10 protein-coding genes, 2 tRNA genes, 1 other RNA gene and 1 pseudogene are annotated in these 11931 nt (G+C 57.4%); 9 read left to right on the forward strand and 5 right to left on the reverse strand.

Annotation, left to right across the window (positions count from 1 at the left end; all coding sequences use genetic code 11):
- Positions 1–83: 83 nt before the first annotated feature.
- Together NW838_RS00580 and gatC are read left to right on the forward strand one after the other, a co-directional pair.
- Entirely contained in the window at positions 84–605 is a 522-nt protein-coding gene (locus NW838_RS00580) for a photosystem I assembly protein Ycf3 (RefSeq protein WP_414342688.1), read from the forward strand.
- Positions 606–702: 97 nt separating this feature from the next.
- A complete protein-coding gene (gatC, locus tag NW838_RS00585) occupies positions 703–996 on the forward strand; it encodes an Asp-tRNA(Asn)/Glu-tRNA(Gln) amidotransferase subunit GatC (protein WP_414350806.1) in 294 nt (97 codons plus the stop codon).
- Between the two features lie 2 nt (positions 997–998).
- On the opposite strand, the gene NW838_RS00590 is transcribed toward gatC, so the two are convergent.
- Positions 999–1070 (reverse strand) — tRNA-Lys (locus NW838_RS00590).
- A 100-nt stretch (positions 1071–1170) separates the two neighbouring features.
- Here NW838_RS00590 and ssrA point away from each other — a divergent pair.
- Positions 1171–1572, forward strand: a transfer-messenger RNA (tmRNA) gene (gene ssrA / locus NW838_RS00595).
- Positions 1573–1706: 134 nt separating this feature from the next.
- Here ssrA and NW838_RS00600 read toward each other — a convergent pair.
- Complete coding sequence (locus NW838_RS00600) at positions 1707–3650, reverse strand: primary-amine oxidase (protein ID WP_414427291.1); 1944 nt, start codon at positions 3648–3650, stop codon at positions 1707–1709.
- Between the two features lie 975 nt (positions 3651–4625).
- Here NW838_RS00600 and NW838_RS00605 point away from each other — a divergent pair.
- Positions 4626–7286, forward strand: coding sequence for a GAF domain-containing protein (locus tag NW838_RS00605; protein WP_414427292.1), 2661 nt, complete (start codon positions 4626–4628; stop codon positions 7284–7286).
- Between the two features lie 13 nt (positions 7287–7299).
- Here NW838_RS00605 and NW838_RS00610 read toward each other — a convergent pair.
- Positions 7300–7372, reverse strand: a tRNA-Arg gene (locus tag NW838_RS00610).
- A 485-nt stretch (positions 7373–7857) separates the two neighbouring features.
- Between NW838_RS00610 and NW838_RS00615 the strand changes: the two genes are divergently transcribed.
- Positions 7858–8295, forward strand: coding sequence for a hypothetical protein (locus NW838_RS00615; protein WP_414355737.1), 438 nt, complete (start codon positions 7858–7860; stop codon positions 8293–8295).
- A 102-nt stretch (positions 8296–8397) separates the two neighbouring features.
- Here the strand turns inward: NW838_RS00615 and rpsT are convergent, their stop codons facing one another.
- Positions 8398–8727 (reverse strand): 30S ribosomal protein S20, encoded by a 330-nt coding sequence (gene rpsT / locus NW838_RS00620; RefSeq protein WP_414355736.1) that lies wholly within the window; start codon positions 8725–8727, stop codon positions 8398–8400.
- Positions 8728–8814: 87 nt separating this feature from the next.
- On the opposite strand from rpsT, the gene NW838_RS00625 reads away from it, so the two are divergent.
- From NW838_RS00625 to NW838_RS00635, 3 genes and pseudogenes are all read left to right on the forward strand, one after another.
- Entirely contained in the window at positions 8815–9630 is an 816-nt protein-coding gene (locus tag NW838_RS00625; protein ID WP_414427293.1) for an FG-GAP repeat domain-containing protein, read from the forward strand.
- A gap of 100 nt (positions 9631–9730) precedes the next feature.
- Positions 9731–9796 (forward strand): annotated as a pseudogene (locus tag NW838_RS00630) (hypothetical protein); the annotation flags it as partial.
- Positions 9797–9814: 18 nt separating this feature from the next.
- Positions 9815–10180 (forward strand): ASPIC/UnbV domain-containing protein, encoded by a 366-nt coding sequence (locus tag NW838_RS00635; protein WP_414427294.1) that lies wholly within the window; start codon positions 9815–9817, stop codon positions 10178–10180.
- Here the strand turns inward: NW838_RS00635 and moaA are convergent.
- Complete coding sequence (gene moaA, locus NW838_RS00640; protein WP_414355756.1) at positions 10177–11154, reverse strand: GTP 3',8-cyclase MoaA; 978 nt, start codon at positions 11152–11154, stop codon at positions 10177–10179. The two genes, NW838_RS00635 and moaA, sit on opposite strands and share 4 nt — an antisense overlap.
- Before the next feature lie 290 nt (positions 11155–11444).
- Between moaA and NW838_RS00645 the strand changes: the two genes are divergently transcribed.
- Positions 11445–11918: a hypothetical protein gene (locus NW838_RS00645; protein WP_414355734.1), complete on the forward strand. Its 474-nt coding sequence runs from the start codon at positions 11445–11447 to the stop codon at positions 11916–11918.
- Positions 11919–11931 lie beyond the last annotated feature (13 nt).

The raw sequence follows: 11931 nt of genomic DNA on the forward strand, positions 1-11931 counted from the left end.
GCTGCATAGTTGAACAGTGATGTTCAGCAGTGTTCAGCGTAAATGTATCAGATCCTTAGTCCTAAACTTAAAAGGGGTCAGCCATGCCGCGCAGCATGAAGAACGACAACTTCATTGACAAGACCTTCACCGTCATGGCCGATCTAATTCTGAAACTGCTGCCAGGGGTGAGTTCCGAGGAAAAGAAAGCCTTTGCCTACTACCGGGATGGCATGGCCGCTCAGAGCGAAGGAGAATACGCCGAGGCCCTAGAAAACTACAGAGAAGCCCTCGCCCTCGAGCAAGGGGAAGAAGACCGCAGCTACATCCTCTACAACATGGGCCTGATCTACCAGAGCAACGGCGAACTGGACAAGGCTCTGGAGTACTATCACCAAGCTCTGGAGTTGAACCCAAGACTTTGCTCTGCCCTGAACAACATTGCCGTATTGCTGCACCACAAGGGCGAGCTGAGCCTGCAAGCCGGGGATGAGGAAACAGCAGAGGCCCTGTTCAACGAGGCTGCCCAGTACTGGATTCGGGCCATTCGCATTGCCCCCAACAACTACATCGAGGCCCAAAACTGGCTGAAAACCACCGGGCGCGCCAACCTGGAAGTGTACTGAGCCTTCCTGCAGAAGGACTCCGTTCTGTTAACGCGAACGGTTGATCTCGGCTACCCTGGGCTAAGTCAAGTCGATAATCTGGGAGCCGGAGGAGAGGATGCTGAAACGGGAAGAAGTCCAACATGTTGCTCACTTGGCTCGTCTGGAGCTGACCGAGGAGGAAGAGATCCAGTTCACAGAGCAGCTAGCAGACATCTTGGCCTACGTGGAGCAACTGAAGGAGCTGGACACGGAGGGGGTAGAGCCCACCTTTCACGTCCTGGACATGGAACTGCCCACCCGCCCCGATGAAGTCGAGCCCTACCCGGATATCGAAGGGATCCTGGCCAACGCCCCTGACCGGGCAGACATGTTCTTCAAGGTGCCCCGCATTTTGGAAGGGGAAGACTGACATGGGTCGGCAGGGATTCGAACCCTGGGCCAATCGGTTAAAAGCCGAGTGCTCTACCGCTGAGCTACCGACCCAAGTTTGCAGCTTCGTCATATTAGCAAAGCTTCTGTCACATTCGCAAAGGTTCTGGCCTTATCCCCAAAAATCTTGCTATACTGGACTCAAGTCAACCCTGGGGCTGTAACGGTTTCGACGGGGTGGCGAACATGGGTTCATGAGGCAGGTCGGGATTGAGCTTATCCCGTTACCACCAGGCTCAAAAAAGTACGTGCGAACAACGTCGTACCCTTTGCTCGTAAAGCGGCTGCTTTGGCTGCCTAAGGCTCAGTAACCGAAAACTTACTCTGAGCTCGAGGATCTGCTCACGACCCCGTTAAGTGGGCGGATCACAACCCCAACGGGTGCAGCTCTCTACTCCGGCTCCGTCGAGGGAGAGACCAAGATCAGGCGGAGAACTCCCATCGCCGGGATCCAAACGGCGATCCCCGCCTCGAGGGTCAAAGAGGCTAAACCTGTGAATGAGTGATCCCTCAGTACCCATCTCGGACACGGGTTCGACTCCCGTCAGCTCCATTTCCCAAAGTTGAACAATGCCCAGAAGTTCCTACACAGCAAGGCTTCTGGGCTTTTTGATATTCTTGACAGCCCACCCAAATCCGTTGGATCCCGATTCGGTCAGCGCGATGAGGGACAGGGGGTGGATATGGCGCTCACTGCTGGTTGGAATGACTCAAGCTGCAGCAGCCTTTGATCTTTGGCGGAGGCGGGGGCACATCCAAAGCCGGGTTGCACTCAAAGAAGCCTAGGGGCTTGAGCATAAAGCCGATGTAGCTAACCGGCATCACCGGCCAGTCTTCGGTGCGGGGGAAGTGATTGCAGCCAAAGCTATACCAGAGCACCAGGCGGGTGTTTTCCAGGGATCGGTTCGCTTGCGTCCATTTCACCAGCCCTTCGCCACCGGGGTGTTGGTTGGGGTAGTCCCCTGCTGGGAACTTCTCGCCGGGATGGTAGGGCGTGGCCCAGAGGTGGTGGGCCAGGTATCCTGCCCGTCGGTGCAGCCAAGAGTCGGGGTGGGCCAAAAGCTGGACGTTTTCCCCCGGCATCAGTTTGTAGGCCACCGGCTGTCCCAGGCGGTTGTGGCGATTGGGGTTGACAATCTTCCAATAGCGGCCCCGCAAGGGATCCACCGTTTGCTTAGCCTCCTGCTCGGCGCTCAGCAGGGTAGAGCGGGCGCGAAAGGCGTTGCCGTGAGGGTTATCCGGCCCCAGAGGCAGAGGTTCTGCATGCACTTCATAGAGGGAGTTGCACGGCCCATCCACCGCCATATCGAGGCGGACAGTGAAAAAGTGCTGGTGGTTGAGGCCAGACAATTGGGGTGCCACCAAGACGCCAAACTCCGGCTCTTCCCCCGGCAACGTGGCGCAAGTGTTGATGATGCCGGTGAGCTTGGCTTCAAACTCCAGCGTGCCGTCTTGGTAGAAATACCAGAAAAAGCCGTAGTCGTAGTTGCCAATGGTGGTGAAAAAGGAAAGCACCAGCCGCCGCGAGCGCCGCACCTGCGCCCGTTCCGTGCGCCAGTCGGTGTGCTTCCAAAGGATGCCAAAATCCTCCTCGTGCATGCAGACGGCATTTTTCAAAAGCATGGGCTCACCGCTGTTGGTGGGCAGCCAGGCATCGAAGTAGTAGATTTCCCCCAGACAGTCGCAGCCCAGCCGCAGGGAGTTGGCCTGCATGCCAATGCCGTATTCCCCCACATCGAAGGCATTTTTGCGGAAGTGGGGATCCCGCGGATCCCCGTAGGGCACCACCATCTCGGCTACCGAGGCGCGGTAGAGAATGGGGCGAAGGCGGCCTTGATCCTCGTAGCTCACCTGGTGGAGGACGAGCCCCTCTCGCGGGTTAAAGCTGATGCGCAGATCCCACTTCTGCCAGCGGATGTGGTGGCCGTCCACCTGGAAGCTCACCCCTTGGGGCTGAGTGATTTCTAGCGGCTTCAAGTCTTGGCGAAAATCTTTGAAAAACAGCTCGTCGAAGTTACCGGACTCCGGCGGCAAGGGCCACAGACCCCGATCCTCCACCTTGACAACTTGCATGCGGTTGAGGTCAATCCAGGGGTAGAGCCCCTCGATGGGGCGGGCATAGCCGTTGTCGCAAGGGGAAGTACGTAGGAAACAAAAGCCTCGCACCAGCCGCCGCCCTTCTTCTTCCGGGATCCCGAAGTAGCCCACCGTCCAGTAGTCCACCATCACCAAATCCACATCGGCAATCCCCCGCCGCTGCAGAGCCGCCAAAAATTGGGGATCCTCCTTGAGCAGGCGGTCGCAGGCGTACACCTCATCGTCGAGCAGAGGGGGCTGCACGCCCGGAACGAGCTGCCAAGAGCGCACCTGCTGTGTTGACAGAGAGACCACGGCTTCGTAGGTGTTGCCACTGGCCGGATCCAACAGCACCACGAAAGCCTGCCGATCCCACGGCTGCCCCGGCTGCCACGCTTCCATCCAAGGCCGCTCCGGCTCTTGTAGCTGGATGGTTACAAAGCGCCACTGAGAACTGAGGGGCCGTTGCCGGCGCAGGATCTGCACCACCTGCCGCATTTCCTCGGCGCTAAGGGGATCCAAGGGGTGGCCTTGGGGCAATGAAGCCTGGCCAAGCAAAGCAGATTCACTCGACTGGCTATGTCGATCCAAACTGGGAGAAACTTTACAAACCACAGCAATAACCTTGAATTCTTCGGTTGGAAAATGATTGAGTTGAGCTAGGAAAAAATAGGGAGAAGTCTGCTGAGAAAGGTCAAAGGGATCCCTTCGCTCGCCATGCCGCGGGCCAGCCCATCAACCCAACTCAGAGAATCCAGAAAACCTAACAGCAGGCTAAACAGACTATCCTGTTGCCATCGCCAACATCGGGCAACTTTGCAAGAGATACCCGGGGAAAGGAAAACTTAAGCCAAAGCCCAAGGAAGTGAAGACAACCTCGGCCCTGCTAATTGTCCAGATCTAGCAATCTTCTGTTTCCCCGTCCGCTAACCAAATGAAGAGGGCAACGGCACCTTGAGAAGCCGCGCCAGGGCGAACAGGAAACCGTCAACCCATCGGGAAAATCTGAATACAGGTCTTACTACAGATAAACCCAAACTCGAGAGCAGGAGAAGTTTTCTGTGATTAAACGTCAGGCTTAACGTTGCACAGGAAAGCATAAAAAAGAGAAAACGCTTCACGCAGGCTAAGGGCAGGATCACACCGAGAAAGCTCAACGCAACGTCAACTCTCGCAAGAGCGCAAAGACATCTTGAAGCCTGCCCTGACCCTACCTGCCAGGGGGATCCCACCACTTGGGATCCGAAATGCAACTGACGATACTATAGCAGAGGCACCCCCCTTTCCCACAAGCCCGGCCCAAAGCCTCCCGGTCGCATCAGCAGGGTGTGACCCTAGGCCTTCTCCCCGTGAAGTTGAAGTCCAGCTCAAGTTGAAGGTTTGGTGTCGGAGAACACATGTCTAAGAGTTACCCTGGAGCCATGCTTAAGGTTAGGAATTTCTAACAGTTCGAATAGTAGGATCTCCCAGGTTCTCTGAAAATTGTCCACAATGAGGCAGGGCTTGCGGCAAATTAACCGTCTGGTGAGGGAGATGGCTTCAACTCGATACCGCCTGGTGCCGGTGCGGCCAGGAGACGGCAGCTTTTATCCAGAGCATCTCTATTTGGCCTTAGAAGCCACCCAACTGGGCTATTGGCAACTGGATTTGCGCACCTGGGAGTTGAGTGCTTCTCCCCAGTGCAAGGCCAAATACGGGCTGGATCCCGGCCAAGATTTCACCCTGGAAGTGTTTTTGCAGCACGTTCACCCGGAAGATCGCCAAAGGGTGAAAGAAGCTTTGCAGACGGCTGGGCCCAGGGCGGTAGAGGGGGATCCCAACTTTTCGGTGGAATATCGGGTTTACCAGGCCGACAGCCAGATGCGCTGGCAGCTTTCCCAGGGGATTGTGCTCTTGGGGCCGAAAGGGGATCCCGGCCAGGTTGTCGGCGTGACCCTGGACATCAGCGAGCGCAAGCAATTAGAGATCACCTTGGCCGAGCGAGAGCGTCGCCATCGCCAGCTCCTGGAAGCCCTGCCCGACATGCTGCTTCGTCTGGATCGCCAGGGCCGATGTCTGGAGTTCAAGCCGCCCAGCCATTTTTCTGTCCCCCATCCCCCTGCCTACTATTTGGGCAAAACCCTTGAAGAGCTGTTTCCTGAGGTCGCCTGCGCCGGTGCGGCAGAGCCCACAGCCCAAGCCATTCGCGAGCATCTGGAGCTGGCCCTAGCAACCCGGCAAGCTCAAGAGATCGAGTACCCCTGCCCAGAGGGATCCCCTCAGCCCCAATATCGGCAGGCTCGCATCGTCCCCTATGGGGAAGATCAAGTCCTGATGATCATTAGAAACATCACCCCTCGTAAGCAAGCTGAGCTGAAACTGCAGCGGCAATTGCAGCGAGAAAGGCTGTTCAGCCAGCTCATTCAGGCCATCAACGCCTCGCTCGACTTGCCCACCCTGTTTGATGTGGCAGTCCGGGAAGTGAGGGCAGTGTTACAGGCAGCACGGGTTACCCTTTACCAGTACCTGCCGGCTGAGGCTGTATGGTTAGGTGTTGCCAGCTACGTCCAATCGCCTGATCTGCCCACTGCCCTTCACCTGCACATCCCGGATAGTCCAGACATTGTGGCCATCCAATACTTGAAGCAGCTGCAAGTTTTTCATGCGCCGGATCCCGAGCAAGTTTTGGATCCCTTTGCTATCCATGAAAAGCGAGAATACCACCTGGGCCCTTGGTTGGTGATCCCAGTGGCTTGCCAGGGAAAAGTGTGGGGTGCCCTGTCCCTGGGGCGCCTGACCTCAGATCCGGATTGGCAAACCGATGAGATCGAGTTGGCCAAGGCCATTGGGGATCACCTGGCGGTGGCCATTCAGCAGGCAGAGCTTTATCAAAAGCTGCAACAGACCAATGCCGAATTGGATTACCAAGTACGGGTGCGCAATGCAGAACTCCGGCAAGCCTATGACTACGAAGCTCTGTTGCAGCTTATCACCGAAGAAATTCGATCCACCTTGGACGAACAAAAAATCTTGGAAACGGTGGCCCGAGAATTGGCCCTCAGCTTGAACCTATCCAATTGCGCCATTGCCCTGTATGACCCAGAGCGGCAGGTCAGCGTTTTGGCGGTGGACTATTTGGCCGGAGAAGGGATCCGGCGCTTCCCCCTGGAGGTTTCGTTTGCGGATTTCGCCCATGTGCTTCGTCAGCTCCAGCGCGGACAGCTCTGCCAATTGAGCAACTTCCATCACCCCTGCTGGCCCAACCACGACCGCTACACCCTGATCATCGCTCCCATTTGCGACAAAAGGGATCTGACAGCTCAACACGAGGAACTGCTTGTTTTGGGGAATATTTGTGGATCCCGTCCACCGGGGCAGATATTTACCGAGCGGGAACAACAGCTCATCCAACGGGTAGCCGGCCAATGTGCCATCGCCATTCGCCAAGCACGTCTTTATCAAACGATCCAGCGTCAGGTGCAGCAGTTGCAGGAGCTCAACCAACTCAAAGATGAGTTTCTGCACATGGTCTCCCACGAAATGCGCACACCTCTCACCAACATGAAGCTGGCTATTGGGTTTCTATCTAAAGCCAACCTAACTGAGCGGGAAAGGCGCTACTTTCAAATTTTGGAGATGGAGACCAACCGCGAGCTGGAGTTGATCAACGACTTATTGGAATTGCAAGCCATCGAGTCCGGAAACAAAGTCCTCAGACTTACCTGTTTATCTCCCCAGGAATGGATCCCCAATCTTGCCGAGCCCTTCCGGCTGCGAGCTGCCCAACAGGGCCAACAGTTTCAGGTGGAATGGGATCCCGACCTTTGGCCCCTCTGCACGGATGAGAGCCTCTTGTCGCGGGTGGTCAGCGAGCTTTTAAACAATGCGTGTAAGTACACCCCCACTGGGGAAAGCATCTATTTGAGTGTGAGCCAGGCTAACTCCAATGGCCGTCCCGGCTGGCTGATCACGGTGCGCAATACAGGGGTAGAAATCCCTGCAGAAGCGTTGCCCCGCCTTTTTGAAAAGTTCTATCGCCTCCCCCAGTTGGATTGCCGCAACGCCGGGGGAACGGGCTTGGGTCTATCGCTGGTTCAAAAGGCAGTGGAGCTGCTGCAGGGATCCCTGCGGGTAGAAAGCCACTCTCGGCAGGTGATGGTTCAGATGTGGTGCCCCCATCAGGGCAGCTTGTCGGAAACCCCAAGCAAGGCTTAGAGGGCAAGGCCAGCGCCTTGCGCAGGACTCGAACCTGCAACCATCGACTTAGAAGGTCGGTGCTCTATCCTTTGAGCTAGCAAGGCCGAAGAAAAGGGTGCAGAGCCATTATATCCCCGACCCAGTTCCCATTCTCTGACCCCGACCAACCTGCCTCTGACCTTGAGTTCTGCATTGTTGCTTGGGCAAATTGCGCGGTTTGACTTAGGGAGCCAGGGCGGGACCCTTCACCATGGGAATGTTGGTTTTCGCTCAGGATATGAACGTCAAAGAGATCGTCTGCCAAGCTCTTGGAACGGGACGTCTGGGCGTCTCTCAGGAAACTTGACTGTACGGATAAGGAAGACTTGCAGACGGCAGATGCTTTGAGCAGATGCTTTGATCAGTGCCTTTTTGGATGGCGCTGTGCAGCGGGAGAGCCACAACTGGGCTCCCTGTGCATCGATCCCTTAAAATGGGCGAGCCGAAAGCAGAAAAGTACTCGTTTGAGTTCGAGGATCCCATGCAACCGAGCTATTGCGTCGGAGATAAGTCCAAAATGGGTGTTGAGGTGTCGAAAATTGGGATCCCCATGCCCTTGCTCCCTGATCCTGGCTCAGCTGCGGAAAAGAAAGCTGCCTCTGGCACTCAAGCTCTGTCTCCGGCAGCCAAGCGCCTGTTGCGCCTCTACCACGGCGGTAGCTTCATCTTTCTGGGCCTGCTGTGGCTGGTAGTCGGGATCCCTAGCCTTTGGGCTTTGCGAGCGGATATAGCCCGCCTGTGGGATTACTTTACTTGGACGGGCCTGCGATATGCCTTGTTTCACCGCCCAGGATGGCCGACTTTGGGGTTGTTGCTCTGTGTCAGCTTCACGATGGGGATCCTGATTGCCCAAAGCCGCTATGAGCTGTTCGGCCTGTATCCGGTGGAGCGTCTCATGCTGGAGCAGCAATCCCGCTGGATCCTATCCTTGCCGGTGTGGCATCCGCTGCGGCGCTGGTTGGTGCACAGGTTGGATACTCAAGATTAGGTTTTGGCTGCTACTTGGGATCCCTGCCGGCACCGAGGCAAAATCTCGTTTGCGTGCGGCTGAAATCCCGCACAAGCACCACTTCCGAAGCAGCAGGAGAAGTCAATCACGCCCACCCAAAGCCTCAGCCTGGGATTTTTCCGAGGAAGCCACGGATAGCTTCACAATCCGGGCCAGCCGAGCCTTACGACGAGCGGCTGTGTTTTTGTGCAGAACGCCGGTTTTGGCAGCTTTATCAATGCGGCTGAAAGCAGCACTCATAGCCGCCTGGATTTCCTGCAGAGTTTCTTGCTGTGGGTTGGCAGCGTAGGCAGCCGAGAGGGAGATCACTTTCTTCATCAGAGCGCGCACCATTGCTTTGGTGGCTTTGTTGCGCAGCCGATTCCGCTCTGCGATCTGAACGCGCTTGATGGCAGATTTGATGCGTGGCATGGTTGAAGGGGAAGTTCCAGCGAAGATCCAGCATACCATCAGAGCTGGAAGCTCCACCAGTTCCTATTGTTCTCCGATGGGATCCCCATGTTCCAAGATTGCAGCTCGCAGATCCGCTTTAACCCACCTGCCCTTTTCTACGGGGTTGCCGCTTGCGATTTGGATCGGGATGGGGCCTTTGAGCTGTTTGTGTGCGGGTTCCGCGGCTCCAATCGAGTCTTGAAGTGGGATGGGCAAGCCCTGGTGGATCAAGCAGACGACACCCTGGCCGATGCAGGGCGCATGGCAATTGGGGTGGCTGCTGCCGACTTTGACGGGGACGGGCAGGAAGAACTTTATGTCTTGAACACCGATACCTTCGGCGGGCGCAAGCGCTTTGGGGATCGCCTCTTCGACTGGCAGGGATCTCGCTGGGTGGACCTGTTCTCCCTGCCGCAAAACCAAGATGCCCTCAACTTGACGGCAGGTCGCTCTGTAGCTTGTGTGGATCGTCTTGGCCAGGGGAGCTATGGATTTTTCGTAGCCAACTACGGCGGCCCTATGCGCCTCTACGAGTTGGGCCCTAACCAAATGATCGCCGATGTGGCGCCAGAAGCGAGACTCAATCGGGTGACGGGCGGGCGGGGGTTGGTGGCCGTGCCCTTGGTCTCGCAGCGGATGGACATTTTTGCCGTCAATGAGCAGGGACCTAACTTTCTGTTTCGCAACCGGGGAGATGGCACCTTTGAAGAGATTGCCGCTGAGGTGGGCCTAGCAGATCCCGACGAGCATGGGCGCGGCGTGGCAGCGGTGGATCTGGATGGGGATGGACGGCTGGATTTGCTCTATGGCAACTGGGAAGGCCCCCATCGCCTCTGGATCCAGACCCCCGGCGGTTTTTTTAAGGATGTAGCCCCCCCCTGAGCTGGCCAGGCCCTCTCGCATTCGCACGGTCATTGCTGCCGACTTCGACAACGACGGCTACCCAGAGCTGTTTTTCAACAACATCGGCGAGCCCAACCGTCTGTTTGCATGGCGCTCAGGCCGTTGGCAAGCCATTGACATTGGAGATGCTGCCGAGCCGCAGGGATTGGGGACAGGAGCAGCGGTGGCCGATGTGGATGGGGATGGTCGTCTGGAATTGTTGATTGCCCATGGGGAGTCTGGCGCCCAGCCTCTCAGCTTCTATCGCCCTCAGGCCAATGCCAACAACTGGCTGAGAGTTCTGCCCCTCACCCGCCAGGGAGCCCCGGCCCGCGGCGCGTTGGTAAGGCTGCTCACCTCCACCCGTACCCAGATCCAGGCCATCGACGCCGGCAGCGGCTACCTCTGTCAGATGGAGCCGGTGGCCCACTTTGGCCTGGGATCCGAAACAGGGGTCAAGGAAATCCAGATCCAGTGGCCGGATGGGAAACAGTTGCAGGTGGCCCACCCACCGGTCAACCAGCTTTTGCGGATCCCTTATCCCCGCTAGCCGCCAATCTGAGACATGGTGCGCCGGTAGGATCCCTGGCTGCCGGTGTCCCGTCCTTTGAAGTTGATGTCCGGCTTGATGTCCAGCAGTTCTCGCACCTGCTGTCTTAGCCTTTCGGCAGGGATCCCAGCTCGCAGCGGATCCCGCAGGTTGATTTGGCCGGATTCGTTGAGCAGGCAAGGGCGCAGCCAACCGTCGCTGGATAGCCGCATGCGGTTGCATCGATCACAAAAGCACTCCGACATCTGGCTGATAAAGCCCAAGGTGCCTTTTGCCCCCGGGATTCGAAACACATCCGCCGGCCCATTGCCGGCCACAAACCCAGGTTCCAGGCCAAAGCGAGCGCGAATTCGCTGTCGCAGCACCTCAGACTCCACCCAGCCGGCCTGCTGAAAGAGGGCGGCATTGCCAATGGGCATAAACTCGATGAAGCGCACATGCCATTGCCGCTCCAGGGTAAGGGCAGCCAGATCTTCCACTTCCGATTCGTTGAGCCCAGGGATCACCACCACATTCAACTTGAGGGGATCAAACCCCACTTGGTGGGCAACTTGGATCCCGGCCCAGACCTGCTGCCAGCGATCCCGCCCTGTGATCAGCCGAAAGGTCTCGGGGTTGAGGGAATCGAAGCTGATGTTGATGCGGCGCAGCCCCGCTTCATAGAGGAGTTGGGCCTTTTGGCTGAGGTTGAAGCCGTTGGTGGTAAGGGCCACATCTCTCACCCCAGGCAGGCTGCATAGAGCCCGGATGAGGTGCTCCAGCCCCGGCCTCAGCAGGGGTTCGCCGCCGGTGAGGCGAAAGCAATCGATCCCCAAGGGCAAAAACACCTCTCGAACCAACGTGAGGATTTCCTCATCCGTTAAACGCTCTGGGGCTTGCAGCCACGTCAACTCCGCCTCGTCAGGCATGCAGTACTGGCAGCGGAAATTGCAGCGATCGATCAAGCTGATGCGCAGATAGTTAACGGTCGGCATGGCAAGCTGGGCCAGGAAAAAAATGGCAACCTTTCCCCTCAAGGGCACTTTCCGTCGCTTTTGGAAAACCTCCCAGAGTCTTCATCCGTGAAGGCAGCGAGAACCGTCTTGAGATTTTAGCTGGCGGGGGCAACACCTCCAGTTTGCAGGATACTGCGAGGATTGAGGTGCAAATCTCTACCCAGATTCATTGCAGTGCTTCGCGTGCAGCAGGGGTGGTGAAGCAGCGAGCCAGCAGAAAGAACAATCCCTCCATCTCCGCTGGCTGCTCAGCCTATGGCTTTTGTGTGATGACCGACAAAGGCGCACCGCCACAGGAAGGCAGGCAGCAGGTGGTGATACACAACGCGCCCATCACAACCCTGACCATGAGTCCACCCTCAAGGCGCAGGGTGCTGGGCAAGCCTATGGTGGAGGCCGGTCATGGGCAGTTCCTGAACTCGGCGCTGCCCTGGGTTGGGTTCAAGCGGGGCAAGGCTGGAGCCAGAGAGAGGGCGGCAGGCACCTCTCAGGAGTGTCCGGCGTGGGGTGAGGCGCTGAGAACCCGCTGGTATGAGTGCTCTTGTGGCTGTTGGCTGCCCAGGGATGTTGCCGGTGGGATGGTGCTGCGGGATCGGGTTGGGGAGCGCGGTGAGGTGCTCGCCAGGGGGACGAAGTCCTCAAAGGCCCCTGGAGAGGTTCTGGCGGGGATGTCCTCTAGGGCATCGGGTCAAGACTCGGTGAAGGGGGAATCTCCTGCTACTTGGTTTGCGTTAGCGGGATGAGCGTCAAAACTGG

It is taken from the genome of Synechococcus sp. R55.2, from assembly GCF_047462075.1.
Classification (GTDB): Bacteria; Cyanobacteriota; Cyanobacteriia; order Thermostichales; family Thermostichaceae; genus Thermostichus.

What these genes read in the sequence shown, in the direction of transcription:
- NW838_RS00580 (WP_414342688.1), top strand. Translation starts at nt 84, where the DNA reads ATGCCGCGCAGCATGAAGAACGACAACTTCATTGACAAGACCTTCACC.
- gatC (WP_414350806.1), top strand. Translation starts at nt 703, where the DNA reads ATGCTGAAACGGGAAGAAGTCCAACATGTTGCTCACTTGGCTCGTCTG.
- NW838_RS00605 (WP_414427292.1), top strand. Translation starts at nt 4,626, where the DNA reads ATGGCTTCAACTCGATACCGCCTGGTGCCGGTGCGGCCAGGAGACGGC.
- NW838_RS00615 (WP_414355737.1), top strand. Translation starts at nt 7,858, where the DNA reads ATGCCCTTGCTCCCTGATCCTGGCTCAGCTGCGGAAAAGAAAGCTGCC.
- rpsT (WP_414355736.1), bottom strand. Translation starts at nt 8,727, where the DNA reads ATGCCACGCATCAAATCTGCCATCAAGCGCGTTCAGATCGCAGAGCGG.
- NW838_RS00625 (WP_414427293.1), top strand. Translation starts at nt 8,815, where the DNA reads ATGTTCCAAGATTGCAGCTCGCAGATCCGCTTTAACCCACCTGCCCTT.
- moaA (WP_414355756.1), bottom strand. Translation starts at nt 11,154, where the DNA reads ATGCCGACCGTTAACTATCTGCGCATCAGCTTGATCGATCGCTGCAAT.
- NW838_RS00645 (WP_414355734.1), top strand. Translation starts at nt 11,445, where the DNA reads ATGACCGACAAAGGCGCACCGCCACAGGAAGGCAGGCAGCAGGTGGTG.